Raw genomic sequence first — 18,672 nt, forward strand, 5'->3', positions numbered from 1 at the left:
AATTCAGCAACTAAAAGGCAAATGCAAAATGTTGGCTATTACGATAGTCCTTTTTGTCGTTCCTCATAATCAACAAATTGTGACAATTCTACAGTTTTTTCACATACCGCATTCCCCTGTTCCGAAGCCAAAATCTTAATATATAAAAAAAATAGTGCAACCAAAGTTACACTATTCATTGACTATGCTTGTTGAGCAATTCCAACGTATCTTGAACTTAATGCAGTCGCTAAAGCCATGTTTGAAACAACAGCTACGATGACTTCAGGAATCATATTTGTTCCTATGACACCAGCCATAACACCGTTCAATGCAGCTTGGCTAATGCCTAAAGCTTGTGAGTATTGAGGACCGAATAAGATAACAATCAATCCTAATACCATGATTGTGTGGGATACTGTCGCTACAGCTGCTGCAATACCTGCAGCGACTGGAGTATTCTTTGCGTATTTTTTCGCAAATTTAAATACATAACCAGCAATCACACCCAACAAAATACGTGGTACTAAAGCTATAACTAAACTAAAGAAGTTACCAGAAATTCCACCAACTGTGATAAATGGAGAGAAGACAAAGCTTGTGATTCCAGGTGTCATTGTAGCTCCAATTACGGAAGTACAACCAAATACGAATCCTAAGAAAGCACCGGCTGTAGGTCCCATTGTACTAGCCAAGATAATTACAGGCACGTGCATTAATGTAACACTTAATGCGTTGATACGTAAGTATCCAATTGGTGTTAAATACATGATGATTTCGATGGCTAAAAATAAAGCCAATAAGCACATCTGGCGTACTGATAGTTTTGATTTGTTCATATTTCCTCCTACTTTCGTTTCTTTTTAAGAATACGATGTAACTAATCGAATTGATATCTTCATACATAGATTATGGTCCTTAGATCCATATCCACAAAAAAACATCTTCAATAGTTTACAACAAAAAAAAACAGGAATCAAGTCCCTGTTTTAGTTCCAAAAATCAAATGGAGAAGAATAATCATCCGCATCATTGTTATAATAAGAAGATTGATTTGATGACTTACTTACATCTTTTCCTTCAAGCATAGTATTGATTGAATCTTTGACATCGCTGATCGCAATCGCATAGCCCATACCTTCTACATTCGTATCACTTAATTTGGCTGAGTTGATGCCAATCAATTCACCACTCATATTCAATAATGCTCCACCCGAGTTTCCTGGGTTAATAGCTGCATCGGTTTGAATATACGATTGTGATTTGTCTGTATCTGAACTTGTTGAAACACTACGATTTGTAGCCGATACAATACCTGTTGTAACACTTTGACCATAACCTAAAGCATTACCAATCGCAACGACTTGTTCACCGACTTGTAGTTTGTCACTATCTCCAATTGTCGCAATCGCAATTTGTTTTAAAGTATCTTCACTTAAATCACTTGTCTTAATCGATATCACAGCTAAGTCACGATCTGCATCTACACCTTTTACTGTGGCTTCAACATTTGTATTATCCGCTAATGTACAGGTAAGTGTAGTTGCACCTTCAATGACATGATAGTTTGTCAAAATATCGATTTCACCATTCTTTTTATTAATGATAACACCACTACCGACACTTGTACTTTCTTGTTGCGTAAACGGATTGCTTCTTGAGTTATTTCCATACATACTAAAATAATTTTGTACATCTGATACCGAAACATTGGTAATCGATACAATACTAGGCATACAATTTTGAGCGACTGCACTCACATTTGAAGTCGTTGAACTTGAAGTTTTCACAACATTTGTACTTTGAAGTGTTGTATCTTGTTTATTATAGTTATCAACCACATAGTTGACACCTTGAAAACTTCCGGCCGCAACTACACCAAATGTGGCCGCACTCAATACAAGCTTTGTACCTTTCTTTAATAATTTATGATTAGAATTTGGAATTTTTGGTATTTCATTTTTCATGTCCTTGTACCTCCTTATTTACAATACAAGGATATCGCAATAAGCTTAAATGAACTTTAAATTATTCCATATTTGTGTAACCCATTAAATACGTATCCACTTCTTTAGCACACTCTTTACCTTCGTGAATAGCCCATACAACTAAGGATTGACCTCTATGACAATCTCCAGCTGTAAAGTATTTGTCTTTGACTTGATAAGAATTTGGTTGTGTCACAATCGTGTTTCTTTGTGAAGTTTCCAATTTAAAATTCTTCTTTAAATCATCTTCAACACCAATAAAACCAGCCGCAATCAATAATAAATCACAGTCTAAAATTTGTTCGGAACCCTTTACTTCTTCAAGTTTACCATTGTTAAAGTGGACTTTTACTGTCTTGATCTGTTTCAGATTTTGCTTTTCATCTAAAATACATTCCTTAATTGTTGTTTCGTAGATGCGAGGATCCTTTTTAAAGACGGCAATCGCTTCTTCTTGACCATAATCTGTCTTACAGATCTTTGGCCATTCGGGCCAAGGATTACTTTGAAGTCTTTCATCGGGTGCTTTAGGCATCATTTCAATTTGAACAACACTTGCACAACCCTGACGAATGCTTGTACCAACACAATCATTTCCAGTATCTCCACCACCGACAATCACGACATGTTTATATTTGGCAGAAATTTCTTCTGTGTTATCCAACAAATGTTTCGTAGCCTTTGTAAGGTAGTCCACTGCAAAATAAATGCCATTACAATCACGATTCTTTACATTTAGATCACGAGCCTTTTTAGATCCAGTCGCAAAGACAATCGCATCATATTCTTTTTCCAATTCCTTTTTGGTGATGTCTTTACCTACATTCACATTTGTTTTAAAGATGATTCCTTCTTCCGAAAGTATTTCGAATCTTCTTTGAATGACTTTCTTTTCAAGCTTCATATTTGGAATGCCATACATCAATAAACCACCAATACGATCTTCTTTTTCAAAGACTGTCACAGAATGGCCTCTTCGATTTAAATCATGCGCAAGCGCAAGTCCTGCAGGCCCTGAACCAATGATGGCGACCTTTTTATCGGAGCGCACACTAGGAACATAAGGTGCCATCCATTTGTTAGTATAGGCTGTTTCAATCGTATACAATTCATTTTCTTTGATTGTGACTGGTTCTTGGTCTAAACCATTCAAACAAGCTTTTTCGCAAAGAGCAGGGCATACGCGACCGGTAAATTCAGGGAATGGATTGGTTTTTAATAATCTTGATAACGCTCTTTCATCGTTGCCATTATAGATTTCATCATTCCATTCTGGAATTAAGTTATGTAATGGGCAGCCTGTCACCATGTTTTTTAACTTAATAGCTGACTGACAAAAGGGAACGCCACAATTCATGCAGCGTGCACCTTGTTTACGTCTTGTTTCTTCATCTAAAAAAGGATGAAATTCATTAAAGTTTGTGATACGAGAAAGAGGTTGGATGGCCTCGTTCTCTTGTCTTTCATATTCTAAAAATCCTGTTGGTTTTCCCATAATCTTTCATCCTTTCTAAGCATGTACTTGTTCAAAAGCCATTAGACTGGCTTCATCATCATGATAGCCTTTGGCCTTTAATTCTTGAATCAATGTTGTGATCTTTTCATAATCTTTAGGTACGATTTTTTTAAAGTTGGATAATTCATGATCAAGATTTGATAAAATCTTTTGGGCAACATCTGAATTTGTATATTTGTAGTGATTCTTTAATAATTGCGTTAATGTTTCAATATCCGCTTTACCACTCACTTCATACGTATTGACTAATTGTTTATTTAAACGTGTATATAAATCATGGTTAGGATCATAAATATACGCAATACCACCAGACATGCCCGCTGCTAAGTTTTTACCAGTTTGACCTAAAATCACAACAGTACCGCCTGTCATATATTCAAGGCCATGATCTCCAACACCTTCGACTACAGCACTTGCTCCTGAGTTACGTACCGCAAAACGTTCACCGGCCATACCACGAATATAGGCTTCACCACTAGTAGCACCATACAAGGCCACATTACCAATAATGACGTTTTCATTTGGCTTGAAAGTCGCTTCTTTTTTAGGTTGAATGATCAACTTACCACCAGATAAGCCCTTGCCAAAGTAGTCATTCGCATCGCCATGAACATCTAAAGTGATTCCTTTTTGTACAAAAGCACCAAAAGATTGTCCTGCACCACCGTTACAATGAACAGTATATGTATCGTCTTGTAGAGTGTTATTAAATTGTTTTGTGACTACACTGGATAAAATAGTTCCGACTGTACGATCTGTACTTGAAATGGAGATTGTTTCCGCATGAGGTTTTTTCTCATTGAAATAAGGCTCAAACTTAGGAAGCAATATTTTCATATCTACCGTTTTTTCAAGTTCAAAATCGTATGTATCTTTTGGCTCATAATGAATATTGTAAGGTGTCATTAAAATGTTAGAGTAATCCATATTCGCATCTTCATTCACTTCTAGATTGTCCGTATGACCCACCATTTCATTGATTGTGTGGTAGCCAAGATCAGCCATAATTTCTCTTAATTCACGCGCAATAAACAGCATGAAATTCATGACATATTCTGGCTTTCCTTTGAAACGCTTTCTTAATTTTTGGTTCTGTGTAGCCACACCAAAAGGACAAGTATCTAGATTACATACACGCATCATCATACATCCCATAGTAACAAGTGGTGCAGTCGCAAAGCCAAATTCTTCAGCACCTAATAAGCAGGCAATGGCTACATCTTTTCCGGTCATTAATTTTCCGTCGGTTTCAATTAAAACACGACTTCTTAAACCGTTCTCGACTAAGTTTTGGTGGGCTTGGGCCAAACCTAATTCCCATGGAAGACCCGCGTGGTGAATACTACTTTGGGAAGCCGCACCTGTTCCTCCATCATAGCCAGAAATTAAGACGACGGTAGCTCCGGCTTTGGCAACACCAGATGCAATCGTACCAACACCCGCTTCGGAGACAAGCTTAACACTAATTCGAGCTTTTGGATTGGCATTTTTTAAGTCGTAGATCAATTGAGCTAAATCTTCAATGGAATAGATGTCGTGGTGAGGAGGAGGGGAAATTAAAGATACACCTGGCGTTGAATATCGAGTTTTCGCAATCCATGGATAGACTTTTTTGCCTGGCAAGTGTCCACCTTCACCTGGTTTTGCACCCTGTGCCATTTTGATCTGGATTTCTTTGGCACTGACTAAATATTCTTCGGTGACGCCAAAACGACCGCTCGCCACTTGCTTAATAGCCGAATTCTTTTCTGTACCTAAACGTTCTGGTTTTTCACCACCTTCACCCGAATTGGATTTACCACCCAATCGATTCATGGCGATGGCCATACATGTATGGGCTTCTTCAGAGATAGAACCATAGCTCATGGCACCTGTCTTAAAGCGTTTTACGATTTCGTATTCACTTTCCACTTCCGATAATGGGATTGAATTTCTTGTCTTTTTAAAGTGCAATTGACTTCTTAAATGATGTTTTTGATTATTTGAATTCAATTCACTGGAATATTCTTTAAATAAATCGTAGTTATTGGTTTGTGTAGCTCTTTGAAGTTTCACAATGGTTTCAGGAGAATATAAGTGATCCTCTTTTCCATCACCCTTTCTAAGTTTATGGAATCCAATGGAATCTAGACTTGTATCGGTTGTAAGTCCTAATGGATCATAAGCACGATCATGATGATAGATCAAATCTTTTTCAATATCTTCTAAAGTGATGCCCTCCACTTCACTAATAGTGTTTGTGAAGTAGGTATCGATAACTTCTTTAGAGATGCCAATGGCTTCAAAGATTTGAGCGCCTTGATACGATTGAAGCGTTGAAATACCCATTTTTGCGGCAATCTTAACAATACCTTTTAAAATGGCTTCATTATAATCATCAATCGCAATATTTACTTCTTTATCTAACATATTCAATTGAATCATTTCTTCAATACATTCATGTGCTAAATATGGATAGATGGCAGTTGCACCATAACCTAAAATCGTTGCGAATTGATGAACATCTCTTGGTTCACCACTTTCTAGAATGATGGATACATCGGTTTTCTTTTTCGTCTTAACTAAGTGTTGTTCTAAGGCAGACACAGCTAAAAGACTTGGAATGGCCATGTGACCTTCATCGACACCTTTATCGGAAAGAATCAAAATATTGGCGCCATTTCGATAGGCTTTATCACATTCAATAAATAAGTTTTCTAATGCTTCTTTTAACGATGTGCCACGATAGAATAATAGAGAAATCGTTTCATTTTTAAATCCTGTCTGATTTAATTGACGAATCTTATCCATATCGCGTGATGTTAGAATGGGATTATTGACCTCTAAGACGGTACAGTTGCCGGATTTATCTTGGAGCAGGTTTCCATCACTACCAATATAGATGGTTGTATCTGTGACAACTTCTTCACGTAAAGAATCAATTGGTGGGTTGGTTACTTGGGCGAAGAGTTGTTTAAAGTAATGGAATAAACTTAAATGATTTTGGGAATAAATTGCCAAAGGAATATCGGTACCCATCGCACTTGTTGGTTCAAGTTTTACGCGGGCCATTGGTAAAATAATATCTTTTACATCTTCATAGGTATAGCCGAAGACTTTATAAAGAATATCTCTTTCATGTTGCGAGTGGATGTGTGTTTTTTTATCAGGAGCTGGTAGATCCTTCAGGTATAATAAGTGGTTGTCTAACCATTCTCCATATGGATTTGAAGAGGCATATTCATTTTTAAGATCATAGTCTTCAATCAATTTCTTTTTCTTGGTGTCCACAAGTAGCATTTTACCGGGTTCAAGTCTTGATTTTTTTACGATTTTCTTTTCATCAATATCCAATACACCAACTTCACTTGATAAAATCAACATGTTGTCGCTTGTTAGGTAGTAACGACTTGGTCGAAGTCCATTACGGTCAAGTACAGCTCCGACTTTTTGTCCATCACTAAATAAAATAGCGGCTGGACCATCCCATGGTTCCATCATTGTGGCATAGTAGTGGTAGAAATCTTTCTTCTTTTGATCCATGGTTTGGTGTTTCCATGGTTCTGGAATCAAGATCATAACGGCTTTTTCAAGTGGCATGCCATTCATGACTAAGAATTCTAGGGCGTTATCTAACATGGCAGAATCGGAACCCGAAGTATTGATGATGGGTAAGATCTTACTTGAATTTTCATCCAAGAATTTTGAATGCATACTTTCTTCACGTGCTAACATCTTATTGACGTTGGCACGGATGGTATTGATTTCACCGTTGTGGGCAATATAGCGGTTTGGATGCGCTCTTTGCCATGATGGTGTTGTATTGGTAGAGAAACGTGAGTGTACGATCGCAATCGCAGACTTATAGTTTTCATCTTGTAAATCAAAATAGAATTTTCTTAATTGAGAAACGAGAAACATACCTTTATAAACAATGGTACGACTGCTTAATGAGGCCACATAGGTTTCTTTACAACTCTTTTCAAATTCGCGTCGAATCACATATAGCTTTTGTTCTAGATCTGTATCGCCTTGGACAAAGGCTTGGTAAATGCTAGGCATACAATCTTTGGCTTTTTGGCCGAGGATGGAATCATCACATGGAACTTTTCGCCAAGTGATGAATGTGCATCCTTCTTGTTCGACAAGTTTTTCAAACATTTTTTTGTGTTGGTTTAAAAGCAGTTTATTTCTTGGCAAGAAAAACATACCGACACCATAGTGTTCGGGTAGTTTGATGTTGTCTTTCTTTAATGTGTTGCGAAAAAAGTCATCACTGATTTGAAGGAGAATACCAACTCCATCACCCACTTTACCACTGGCATCTTTACCAGCGCGGTGTTCTAGTTTTTCTACAATGTGCAATGCTTTGTCTAAGACATCATAGCTTTGTTTGCCATCGATTTGAACTACGGTACCAATACCGCAGGCATCGTGTTCGATTTCATAATTCATAATTTACACAATCCTTTCTATTTTCCACTGTCTCCATAGTTTGATAAATAACGAGCACTCGGATCGTTGACGTTACATCCTTGCCAGTTTTTATTTGGCATCCAGAAATCTTTGATCATGCCTGCCTGTTCAGGGTAGTAAGATTCAAAAATTTCACGATATAATAGAGACTCTTTTGTGAATGGAGTACAGTATTTATATTGTTTGATTTTTTCTTCAAATTCAGCATCTGTATACTGCTTTTCGGCATATTCTTTAATATCATCACTTAATGAGTGACCGACCGCATCGGAGAAGGCGGCTTTTTCTCGCATTAAAATATCGTAAGGAAGAATTTTGTCTTTTTCAAACGCATGACGAAGTAAATATTTTCCTTTATTGTACGTATTCATTTTCTTTTTTGGATCTATAGCCATAACGTATTTGACAAAATCTAAATCGCCAAAGGGAACACGGGCTTCAATGGAGTTTGTGGAAATACAGCAATCGGCTCTTAATACATCGTACATATACAGTTCATGTATACGTTTAACACTTTCTTGTTGGAATTCTTGGGCGCTTGGGGCAAAATCTGTATATTTGTAGCCAAACAATTCATCACTGATTTCTCCAGTAAGTAATACGCGAATGTTACTTTGTTCATGAATGGCTTTACAGATGAGATACATTCCAATGCTGGCGCGAATGGTTGTGATGTCAAAAGTAGCCAAAGTTTGAATGACGGATTTGATAGCATTTAAGACATCTTCTTTATTAATAATGATTTCATGGTGGTTAGAGCCAATAAAGTCAGCGACTTCTTTGGCATATTTTAAATCGATCGCATCTTCTTCCATTCCAATCGCATAGGTTTCAATGGGTTTATTGAGTAATTTTTGACTGATGGCACAAACTAGACTTGAATCTAATCCTCCACTCAATAAGAATCCTAGTGGGGCATCGGCATCCAATCTTTTCTTGACACCCTCCACTAATTTATCGTGAATATTTGAACAGATTGTTTCTAGATCTGAAGTGATTACTTCATCAACTTTAGTAATGTCTAAGTAACAAGTGAATTTGCCATCGGCATAATAGTGTCCTGGAGGGAATGGAAAGATTTGTTCGACAATGGAAACTAGGTTTTTGGCTTCAGAGGCAAAGACAATATTATGATTTTGATCATAGCCATAAAATAATGGACGGATTCCGATTGGGTCTCTGGCGGCAATAAAATCGTTTTTCTTGGCATCATAAATAATGCAGGCGTATTCAGCGTCTAATTTTTTAAACATGTCTAAGCCGTATTTTTCATAGAGTGGTAGAAGAATTTCACAGTCGCTTTGTGAGACAAATGTATAGCCGTTTTTTTCAAGTTCATCTTTGATGGCTCGAAAGCCATAGATCTCACCGTTACATACGACATAATTTCCATTTCTTTTAAATGGCTGCATGCCAAGAGGACTTAGTCCCATGATGGATAGTCTTTGAAAGCCTATATAGCCGCATCCGACTTCTTGAATTCTTTCGTCGTCTGGACCTCTTGTATATGTCGCAAGTAATGCTTGATGAATGGATTCTTTATCTACTTTTAATGATTTATATCCAATAATTGTACACATAAATTACATCTCCTTTATAGACGGAAAAACCGGGCGTATGCCGGTTTATTGAATTCCGAATAATAATTTTCCATATGTTGGAAATGGCCAATCTCTATTAGAAGTAATGACTTCAAGTTCGTCGCATGGTTTTCTTAAAGCGGCCATGTCTTGGATAATGAAGTCTCTTACATAGAAGGCTGATTTTTCAAAATCATCAATTTCATGTAGTTTTTTAACATCGTTTTCAAGTGTCATCATAGCTTGGTAAGCTTCGGTTAAATATTCACTGATTTTTTTAGCTGTTTCAAGTTCATAGGTTAAGTCGATACCGATTGCCTTTTTATTTGCGATGGTATCTGTCAATTCTTTAGAGAACTTACTTGCGGCTGGTAAAATGTCTTTTTTCGCGATGTCTAACATGGTCAATGCTTCAATGTTGATTTGTTTTTCGTATTCATCCATTAAAATCTCATATCTTGATTCCACTTCTTCTTTAGATAAAACTTTTTGTCTTTCAAATAGGGCAATGTTTTCTTCGGTTTTGAAGTATGGAAGGGCATCTGGCGTTGTCTTTAAGTTTAATAAGCCTCTAGACTCCGCTTCTTTAACCCAAGAATCATCATATCCGTTGCCATTGAAGATAATGCGCTTGTGGTTTTTGATAGTATCTTTGATCAAAGCATGTAATGTAGTGTCAAAATCATCGCTAGCTTCAAGAATGTCCGCAAATTTTTCGATTTCATACGCAATGACTGTATTTAACACAATATTGCATCCGGCAATACTTGAGTTAGATCCGGGCATTCTGAATTCGAATTTGTTTCCGGTAAATGCGAATGGAGAAGTACGGTTACGGTCGGTTGAATCTTTAGGGAATTTAGGAAGAACGGTTGCTCCAATCTTCATCAATTCTTTTTCTTTTCCATCATATGGTTTGTCTTCTTCAATGGCCTTTAATACAGCAGTTAATTCATCACCTAAGAAAATAGAGATAATAGCTGGAGGCGCTTCATTAGCACCTAGTCTATGATCGTTACCTGCAGTGGCTACGCTTAATCGTAATAAGTCTTGGTGTTCATCTACAGCTTTAATAATAGTAGCTAAGAAGACTAAAAATTGTGCGTTTTCATGAGGTGTATCACCTGGTTCTAATAAGTTGATTCCTGTATCCGTAGATAAAGACCAGTTATTGTGCTTACCACTTCCGTTGATTCCTTCAAATGGTTTTTCATGAAGTAGGGCAACCAATCCATGTTTTTTCGCAACTCTTTGAATCAATTCCATTGTTAATTGGTTGTGGTCTGTTGCGATATTTGTCGTTGTAAAGATTGGGGCTAATTCATGTTGAGCAGGTGCTACTTCATTGTGTTCAGTTTTTGCCAAGATGCCAAGTTTCCATAACTCTTTATTTAAATCGGACATAAATTCTTGAACACGACTTTTGATTGTTCCAAAATAATGATCTTCCAATTCTTGTCCTTTAGGGCATGGTGCACCAAATAATGTACGTCCTGTATAGATCAAGTCTTTTCTTTGTTCATAATATTTCTGATCAACTAAGAAATATTCTTGTTCAGGTCCGACGGTTGTTTTAATGGTTTGAACATCGTCATTGCCAAATAATTTCACAATACGTAAGGCTTGTTTATTAATGGCCTGCATACTTCTTAATAGTGGTGTTTTCTTATCTAGGGCGTGTCCTGAGTAAGAGCAGAAAGCGGTTGGAATACAAAGAACTCCGTTTTTAATAAAGGCATAGCTTGTTGGATCCCAAGCTGTATATCCTCTTGCTTCAAATGTGGCTCTTAATCCACCATTTGGAAAACTTGAGGCGTCTGGCTCACCTTTGATTAATTCTTTTCCACTAAATTCCATAATGACTTTGCCATCTTTATCTGGATTGATGAAGCCATCATGCTTTTCAGCTGTAACTCCTGTCATTGGTTGGAACCAGTGTGTATAGTGTGTTGCTCCTTGTTCTAAGGCCCATTCTTTCATAGCGTGGGCTACCGCGTTTGCGATTTTGATATTTAACTGTTTTCCATCGCGAATTGTTTTTTCTAATTCGCGATATGTATCTTTTGCGAGCTTTTCTCGCATAACAGATTCATCAAAAACTTTACTTCCAAAAATTTCTTCTACGATCGATTTCATAATGGCTCTCCTTTACATAAAAAAAGGGCAAGGACACTAAAAAAACTAGGGTTTGACCTATGTTTTCTTTGGCGTCCTTGCCATGTATGCATTCATTATAAACAGATATTTTGTGTTGTCAATGAAAAAATGTAAAATGATTTGAAAGCAGGATGAAAATAGTGTATTAATTATTTGAGGTGAATTGTATGACGTATAATGATGTATTAAATTTTTGTGAAGAACAAGACGTTCGATTTATTCGTCTTTCTTATTTTGATATGTATGGTACACAGAAAAATGTTTCTGTTTTGCCAACTGAATTAAAAAGGGCATTTGTGGAGGGGATTAGCTTTGATGCCAGTGCCATTGATGGCTTTCTAGATGAAGTGCATAGTGATCTATTCTTATATCCAGATCCAAACACTATGAGTATCTTGCCATGGCGCAGTATGGATGGAAGTGTCATTCGTATGTATTGTGATATTAAATATCCGGATGGGACGCCTTTTGAAAGGGATGTGCGCTATATATTAAAGAAAGCAGTCAATAAAGCGAAAGAAATGGGAATCAGTGTTAACTTTGGTTCAGAATTTGAATTCTATTTATTTAAGCAGGATGAAAATGGAGAAAATACTTATGTCCCATTGGATCGTGCGGGGTATATGGATATTTCACCATTAGATAAAGGAGAAAATGTTCGTCGTGAGATTTGTTTAACATTATCGGAAATGGGAATTGATCCAGAGGTTTCGCATCATGAGATGGGTCCTGGGCAAAATGAGATTGATTTTCGTTATTCAAGTGCTTTACAAGCAGCGGATAATGCGGCTACATTTAAGTGGGTTGTAGAGGCTTTAGCGAATACGCAGGGTTTAGTCGCTGACTTTTCACCAAAACCTTTAGAGGATCAGCCCGGTAATGGGATGCATATTAATATGAGTGTGGATCAACATGAAGAGCTGTTGATGCCTTTTATGGCGGGTATTTTAAATCATATTGAAGAAATGACAGCTTTTTTAAATCCGACAAAACACTCCTACAAGCGTTTTGGGAAGGATAAGGCGCCAAGCTATATTTCCTGGTCGTATCAGAATCGTAATCAATTGATTCGTATTCCGGCTACACATTCGACAAATCGTATGGAGTTAAGAAGTCCGGATTGTAGCTGTAACATATATCTTACGTATGCCTTATTGATTTATGCCGGTTTAGAGGGGATTGAAAAGAACATGGTACCCGATCCTTGTACGGATATTGTATCGAGTGATACAAGAAAGCTTCCTCAAAGTTTAAAAGAGGCAAAGGTAAAGGCTTTGAATTCGGATTGGTTAAAACAAGTTTTAGGAAAAGATGTAGTGGATATTTATGTTGGGTAAGTGCGTATGGAGGCAAGTAAAGTATTAGTACTTGGAAATGTGAATTTCTTAGCTTTATTAAAAAATACGGCCAATTATCAATATGTACTTTCGAAGACATATAATGATGCATTAAATAAGTTGAGAAATACGCATTTTGAGATTGTTGTGATTTTATATTCGCAAACGACAAGTGGGCTTTTAAATTTTGCGAAGAGTTTAAATACACAAGTTCTTTTGGTGTGCAATAAGGAAATCTATGATCAAGTTTCATATCAGTGTAAAGATAGTGGTATAATAGTTCTGTCTTATCCCATCAAGAAGCAGTTGTTGTATGAAGCATTTCAGATTCTTATGAGTGTGAATAGGCGAATCCGACTTTATGAAAAGAAGATCAGTAAGCTTGAACAGAAATATTTAGAGTTGAAGATGGTGGATCATTGTAAGTTGGTTTTGATTTCAAATTATCATTGGAGTGAAGACAAGGCGCATCACTATATTGAAAAGATAGCGATGGAGCAGAATAAGACGAAATTCTTGGTGGCTAAAGAGTTATTAGAGGAGTTTCAAACATGAAAAAGATTCAAAAGACCAATGCGATGCGTTTTCTAGATCAGCATAAAGTAGAATATGAAGCGCATACGTATGAACATAAAGATGGTGATCCCGTAGATGGTGTGCATGTTGCGAATATGTTACATCAGCCAGTGGAAGCGGTGTATAAAACTTTAGTTACACAGGCAAACACAAAGGAATACTTGGTGTATATGCTTCCAGTTGAAAAGGAACTTGATTTAAAGAAGTGCGCAAAAATAGCTGGAGTCAAATCTTGTGAAATGATCCATGTGAAGGACATCAATAAGATTACGGGCTATATTCGTGGTGGTTGTTCTCCACTAGGTATGAAGAAGCAATTTCGTACGTTTATTGAAATGGATTGTTTAAATCAAGATAAGATCTATTTTAGTGCAGGTAAGATTGGTATGCAGATTGAGATGGATCCAAAGACATTGATGGATTTAATTCATGTTCAAGCAGGTGATATCACAAAGGAGTAATTTTATGTGGGCGTATGAGAGTGTATTTTATCAAATCTATCCTTTTGGAGCTTGTGGAGCGCCATTTGAGAATGATCATGTTCTAGAACATAGAATTCATAAATTAGAGGATTTTATTCCTCATTTAAAGAAATTAAACATAGACTGTATTCTATTGAATCCAATCTTTGAAAGTCGTACGCATGGTTATGATACAACGGATTTTAAAACGTTGGATACAAGATTGGGTACCAATGAGGACTTAAAGGAAGTTGTAAATCAATTCCATGAAAATGGTATTCAAATTATTTTAGATGCCGTATTTAATCATGTGGGACGTGATTTCTTTGCGTTTCAAGATGTATTAGAAAAGAAGTGGGATTCACCTTATAAGGATTGGTTCTATATTGATTTTAATGGAAACAATCACTACAACGATGGCTTCTGGTACCAGGATTGGGAAGGCAATGACATCTTAGTGAAGTTGAATCTTCAAAATTCACAAGTAGTAGAATACATTTTAAGTGTAGTGGATTTCTGGCAAGAAGAATTTAAAATTGATGGTTTAAGATTAGATGTAGCGTATTGTTTGGATAAAAATTTCCTACAAACTTTACACAATCATGTAGATAGAGATTTCTTCCTTTTAGGTGAAACTTTACATGGTGACTATAATCAATGGATGAATGAGAATATGTTGGATTCTGTCACAAATTATGAGTGTTATAAAGGATTGTATTCGAGCTTTAATTCAGCTAATTTCTATGAGATTCTTTATTCATTGAATCGTCAATTTGGCAAAGATCCATGGTGTTTATATACGGGTAAGCATTTGTTTAACTTTGTGGATAATCATGATGTAGAAAGAGTTGCGTCGATTTTAGAGGATAAAAACCAATTGCCTTTAATTTATACCATGTTGTTTACTATGCCAGGTATTCCATGTATCTATTATGGCAGTGAATGGGGTATGGAAGGTACAAAAAATTGGAATGATACGGATCTTAGACCGGAAATCAAAGTGTTTGAATGGAATGAATTAACGGATACCATTCAAAAGTTAATCCATCTGAAACATAATCATTCCGCTTTATCTTATGGAGACTATACACAAATTGGTATCACAAATACGGCTTGTATTTATCAAAGACAAGATGAAAAGGAATGTCTATGGATTTGTATGAATATGAAGAGTGTTGTTCAAACATTAGGTTTTAATGGTCAAGGTAATTTCATCGACATGGAAACCAATGAAGAACTTTATATTCATAACGCACTTGAGTTCAAGCCTTATGAAGTAAGATTATTAAAGAAAGTATCGTAATGGATACTTTTTTTCATATGATATAATTTAGAAGAGGTATTTGTATATGGAAAATTGGATTCGAAATCATGATTCGTTTTATGTAACGAAAGATGATCAAAAAATAAGTTTTAGTGATGATTTCATCAAGTCAGAAGAAAGAACAACAGGATTAGGTAAGGGTATTTATAGCACGTATAAATATTTTGATACATATATTTGGAAAGAGGATAGTACGAACCATTATTATTTTGAGTGGATACCCAAAGTGGATGAAAATATTAAAGAGGTTCATTTTCCAGATAGTTTTGTATGTGAAGACAAGGATGGCTATTCAATCATTCCTTATATGCAAGGGTTATTGATTCCCAATCGATATGATTATGATTATAGTAAGATTGCCTTTGATGGTCAGTTTACAAGTTGTGCTGCCTATATGCCTTGGCTTAGTCAAACTAATAATGGAAAAGGGTATATCGCAATCAATGAAACGCCTTGGGATTCTAAATATACAATTGATCATGATGATAAGGGGACAAGGCTTCAATTTGTATGGTTAACAAGTCTAGGTAAGATGCGATATAAGCGTGTTGTTCGATATACTTTTGAAAGTAATATGGATTATAATCGTGCGTGTAAGATTTATCGAGAGTATGTTAAAGAAAGTGGCTTATTTAAATCTTTAAAGGAAAAAGAAGTTACACTTTCTAAAATATCAGATCTTCAACAGTGTGCTGTTGTACATACGGGTATTAAGGCACATACGGAAAAGGATTCACGTTTTTATAATGGACAAGAGGATGTGATTCATTCTTTTGATTCGGTAAAAGAGATGATTCAAAGTCTTCATAAATTAGGCTCGAACAAACTTTATCTTCATTTGGATGGTTGGGCAGATCCTGGCTACGATAATTGTCATCCGGATTATTTGCCGGCATGTATTGAAGCTGGTGGATGGGCTGGGTTAATGAATTTACAGGATAGTTTAAGTTCTCAAAATGATTTATTTGGCTTACATGATCAGTATCGTGATTATTACTATACAGCTAAAACACATGATGAAAACCAAGCCATTCAATTAGAGGATGGTGAAGTGTTTGAGCATGCCAATTGGGCTGGGGGAAGACAAAACTACTTGTGTGCAAGTCTAGCACCGAAGTATGTAAAAAGAAACTACACTGAAATCTTAAAACATATTAATTTGGATTGCGTATACTTAGACGTATTTTCTTGTAATGAAATGGATGAGTGTTTTAATCCAGAACATTTAATGACAAGAAAAGAGTGTATGGAATATAGAAGGGCTTGTTTTCAATATATGACAAATAGAGGAATCATACCTTCAAGTGAAGAGTGCGGTGATTGGGCCATGCGAGAACTTGTATTTTCGCATTATGGTCCTTATGAGTTTATGATGAAAGAAGAAAATGAGAAAAGAATGGGAATAGCAGTACCTTTGTTTAATCTTGTGTATCATGATTGTTTCATTTTGCCTTGGCCAATGGATAAAAAACAAGAAGACTACATGTTGTATGCATTACTAAATGGTGGTATTCCATATGTGGTAAGGAATGCACCGTATGATAATGTGGATGGTAATTTTGGCTCTGATGGCTTATCCATAGAAGATCGAATTAAACGTGCAAATGTTGTTCTAGATTTTTATCAAAAAATTAAAAATGAAGAAATGGTAGAACATAAAATCATCAATGATCATATTCAACAGACCACTTTTAGTAATAATATCACAGTTGAAATCGATACAAAGGAGAATACGTATAGAATTGTGTGAAAATATTAGTTTTGGTTTTACTATTATTAACGGGTTGTACACAAGCACAACCTGAACTTAGAGAGACTAAAGAAGTTCAAACTTCAATACCTTATTCAGATGAGGAATTGATTGAAAGTGCAAATGACCAAATTGAGAATGAAGCATATTATGTGGATTCAATCACTCAACAGTCGGATACAGAAGTGTGCTTTTCATTAAAGAATAAAGACTTAAATAAACAATATGTCTTCAAATATGAAGGTAATGAATTAATTCCAGATCGTTTAGTAGATAATGTAGACTAAATTAAGTGATCGTTCTGTAGAAAATTGCGAAGCCTACAGGCGGGGAAGAACCTGCGGGTCTCTTCCTCTTTTTTTATTTCTATAAGATGGTTATATTTTATAAAAAATGCGTTCGTTTTCTTGACTGAAAATTATGCAAGAATATATGATTTTTATATAGATTAGGGCTATGATTGAACAGGAAACGATGATTTAACAAAGTGATAGTAAAATAAAGATGATGATAGAGAAGAATGGGGTGAATCAAATGTTAGAGAAGCATGTAGAAACAAGATCGGATGAATATTGGAAGAAAATAATAGAAGATTTTCAAAAAATACATGAAAATGAAGAGCGAATGGAACGACAACTTGAACTTGAAGAGATTCAAAGACTAAAAGAAGAAATTAGAAAAACACAAGAAGAGACTAGAAAAATACAAGAAGTCAATAAACATGTTGAAGATGTGAATAGACAAATTGAGCAGATGAATCAAGTAATGAAACTAGGGATTAAAGCGATGCTTGCACATGGGATGAGTTTAGAGCTTATTTCTAAGTCATTGTCGAAGAGTGAAGATGAAATTATGGAGTTGTTGAAATAGTCATTTTCTAGAAATGTAAAAGTTTAGATGATAACTGAGTCGCCTATAATATGGCGGCTTTTTTGGTGTATAATCAAAGAAAAGGAATTAGGTATATGGTTAGTAGAAGAAGAATATTAGGGTTTGCGATTGGTAAAATGTTGCGTCAGGATGGATGGGCTGAGAAGTATAATCCTAAGAATCAGTTTCATGTGAATCAATATGATTATTCGAGTTGTAAAGAATATTTGTCTTCTTTACGTGAAAAGTGGCAAGATTATGAGGATCCTGAATGTGAGTTTGAGGATTATGTGGATGTATCTAAATATTCAAATTATGAGGATTATGCCTATGATGTAGATACATATAGAACAAGGTTAGAGTGGCGTGATGAATTGGATTGTGATTGTGAATTTGATGTAAATCCATGTGATTTTGAATATAAAGAATATTATGTTAAGGAATTAAAGAGGGCTTGGAAAAAGGAATTGGATCCTTATGATGAGTTTCAAAGTATTGATTTAGAATTAATTGATGATGTAAATGAGTATAAGGAAAGAATAGATGAGTGTAGAGAATGGAAGGATGAACATGATTCGAATGATGAATATAATGTGGATCCAAGTCAATTTGATGATGAAGATGAGTGATGTTAGCATATAAATAGGACTAGTCAAAAAGAGAAAATTTACACCAGTGG

At 35.8% G+C, this 18,672-nt stretch carries 14 protein-coding genes; 8 read left to right on the forward strand and 6 right to left on the reverse strand.

Annotated elements, in window-relative coordinates; all coding sequences use genetic code 11:
* Positions 1 to 182 precede the first annotated feature (182 nt).
* The 6 genes from LJE08_RS09220 to LJE08_RS09245 form a co-directional block, all read right to left on the reverse strand.
* Complete coding sequence (locus tag LJE08_RS09220) at positions 183 to 818, reverse strand: ECF transporter S component (protein ID WP_227403005.1); 636 nt, start codon at positions 816 to 818, stop codon at positions 183 to 185.
* 150 nt (positions 819 to 968) lie between these two features.
* Positions 969 to 1,946: a S1C family serine protease gene (locus LJE08_RS09225; protein ID WP_227403006.1), complete on the reverse strand. Its 978-nt coding sequence runs from the start codon at positions 1,944 to 1,946 to the stop codon at positions 969 to 971.
* Positions 1,947 to 2,007: 61 nt separating this feature from the next.
* Entirely contained in the window at positions 2,008 to 3,462 is a 1,455-nt protein-coding gene (locus LJE08_RS09230) for a glutamate synthase subunit beta (RefSeq protein ID WP_227403007.1), read from the reverse strand.
* A gap of 15 nt (positions 3,463 to 3,477) precedes the next feature.
* Positions 3,478 to 7,917, reverse strand: coding sequence for a glutamate synthase large subunit (gene gltB, locus LJE08_RS09235; RefSeq protein WP_227403008.1), 4,440 nt, complete (start codon positions 7,915 to 7,917; stop codon positions 3,478 to 3,480).
* A gap of 17 nt (positions 7,918 to 7,934) precedes the next feature.
* On the reverse strand, positions 7,935 to 9,518 hold the full coding sequence (gene asnB, locus LJE08_RS09240) for an asparagine synthase B (RefSeq protein ID WP_227403009.1): 1,584 nt from the start codon (positions 9,516 to 9,518) through the stop codon (positions 7,935 to 7,937).
* Between the two features lie 45 nt (positions 9,519 to 9,563).
* Positions 9,564 to 11,654: a glutamine synthetase III gene (locus tag LJE08_RS09245; RefSeq protein WP_227403010.1), complete on the reverse strand. Its 2,091-nt coding sequence runs from the start codon at positions 11,652 to 11,654 to the stop codon at positions 9,564 to 9,566.
* Positions 11,655 to 11,842: 188 nt separating this feature from the next.
* Here LJE08_RS09245 and LJE08_RS09250 point away from each other — a divergent pair, with 188 nt between their 5' ends.
* From LJE08_RS09250 to LJE08_RS09285, 8 genes are all read left to right on the forward strand, one after another.
* Positions 11,843 to 13,012, forward strand: a complete 1,170-nt coding sequence (locus tag LJE08_RS09250; RefSeq protein WP_117923636.1) for a glutamine synthetase family protein — start codon at positions 11,843 to 11,845, stop codon at positions 13,010 to 13,012.
* Between the two features lie 6 nt (positions 13,013 to 13,018).
* Positions 13,019 to 13,567: an ANTAR domain-containing response regulator gene (locus LJE08_RS09255; protein ID WP_227403011.1), complete on the forward strand. Its 549-nt coding sequence runs from the start codon at positions 13,019 to 13,021 to the stop codon at positions 13,565 to 13,567.
* Positions 13,564 to 14,049, forward strand: a complete 486-nt coding sequence (gene ybaK, locus LJE08_RS09260; protein ID WP_217256228.1) for a Cys-tRNA(Pro) deacylase — start codon at positions 13,564 to 13,566, stop codon at positions 14,047 to 14,049. Before LJE08_RS09255 ends, ybaK begins: the two co-directional genes overlap by 4 nt.
* Positions 14,050 to 14,053: 4 nt before the next feature.
* Positions 14,054 to 15,352 carry an alpha-amylase family glycosyl hydrolase gene (locus tag LJE08_RS09265; RefSeq protein WP_227403012.1) on the forward strand — a complete coding sequence of 433 codons (1,299 nt, stop codon included), beginning with the start codon at positions 14,054 to 14,056 and terminating at the stop codon, positions 15,350 to 15,352.
* A 46-nt stretch (positions 15,353 to 15,398) separates the two neighbouring features.
* Complete coding sequence (locus LJE08_RS09270) at positions 15,399 to 17,123, forward strand: DUF5696 domain-containing protein (RefSeq protein WP_227403013.1); 1,725 nt, start codon at positions 15,399 to 15,401, stop codon at positions 17,121 to 17,123.
* Complete coding sequence (locus LJE08_RS09275) at positions 17,120 to 17,410, forward strand: hypothetical protein (protein WP_227403014.1); 291 nt, start codon at positions 17,120 to 17,122, stop codon at positions 17,408 to 17,410. Before LJE08_RS09270 ends, LJE08_RS09275 begins: the two co-directional genes overlap by 4 nt.
* A gap of 217 nt (positions 17,411 to 17,627) precedes the next feature.
* Positions 17,628 to 17,993, forward strand: coding sequence for a hypothetical protein (locus tag LJE08_RS09280; RefSeq protein ID WP_227403015.1), 366 nt, complete (start codon positions 17,628 to 17,630; stop codon positions 17,991 to 17,993).
* A 95-nt stretch (positions 17,994 to 18,088) separates the two neighbouring features.
* Positions 18,089 to 18,622: a hypothetical protein gene (locus LJE08_RS09285; RefSeq protein WP_227403016.1), complete on the forward strand. Its 534-nt coding sequence runs from the start codon at positions 18,089 to 18,091 to the stop codon at positions 18,620 to 18,622.
* The last annotated feature ends 50 nt before the right edge of the window (positions 18,623 to 18,672 follow it).

The sequence above is a fragment of the Holdemanella sp. DFI.5.55 genome (assembly GCF_020593575.1).
Classification (GTDB): domain Bacteria; phylum Bacillota_I; class Bacilli_A; order Erysipelotrichales; family Erysipelotrichaceae; genus Holdemanella; species Holdemanella hominis.

What these genes read in the sequence shown, in the direction of transcription:
- LJE08_RS09220 (WP_227403005.1), bottom strand. Translation starts at nt 818, where the DNA reads ATGAACAAATCAAAACTATCAGTACGCCAGATGTGCTTATTGGCTTTA.
- LJE08_RS09225 (WP_227403006.1), bottom strand. Translation starts at nt 1,946, where the DNA reads ATGAAAAATGAAATACCAAAAATTCCAAATTCTAATCATAAATTATTA.
- LJE08_RS09230 (WP_227403007.1), bottom strand. Translation starts at nt 3,462, where the DNA reads ATGGGAAAACCAACAGGATTTTTAGAATATGAAAGACAAGAGAACGAG.
- gltB (WP_227403008.1), bottom strand. Translation starts at nt 7,917, where the DNA reads ATGAATTATGAAATCGAACACGATGCCTGCGGTATTGGTACCGTAGTT.
- asnB (WP_227403009.1), bottom strand. Translation starts at nt 9,518, where the DNA reads ATGTGTACAATTATTGGATATAAATCATTAAAAGTAGATAAAGAATCC.
- LJE08_RS09245 (WP_227403010.1), bottom strand. Translation starts at nt 11,654, where the DNA reads ATGAAATCGATCGTAGAAGAAATTTTTGGAAGTAAAGTTTTTGATGAA.
- LJE08_RS09250 (WP_117923636.1), top strand. Translation starts at nt 11,843, where the DNA reads ATGACGTATAATGATGTATTAAATTTTTGTGAAGAACAAGACGTTCGA.
- LJE08_RS09255 (WP_227403011.1), top strand. Translation starts at nt 13,019, where the DNA reads ATGGAGGCAAGTAAAGTATTAGTACTTGGAAATGTGAATTTCTTAGCT.
- ybaK (WP_217256228.1), top strand. Translation starts at nt 13,564, where the DNA reads ATGAAAAAGATTCAAAAGACCAATGCGATGCGTTTTCTAGATCAGCAT.
- LJE08_RS09265 (WP_227403012.1), top strand. Translation starts at nt 14,054, where the DNA reads ATGTGGGCGTATGAGAGTGTATTTTATCAAATCTATCCTTTTGGAGCT.
- LJE08_RS09270 (WP_227403013.1), top strand. Translation starts at nt 15,399, where the DNA reads ATGGAAAATTGGATTCGAAATCATGATTCGTTTTATGTAACGAAAGAT.
- LJE08_RS09280 (WP_227403015.1), top strand. Translation starts at nt 17,628, where the DNA reads ATGATGATAGAGAAGAATGGGGTGAATCAAATGTTAGAGAAGCATGTA.
- LJE08_RS09285 (WP_227403016.1), top strand. Translation starts at nt 18,089, where the DNA reads ATGGTTAGTAGAAGAAGAATATTAGGGTTTGCGATTGGTAAAATGTTG.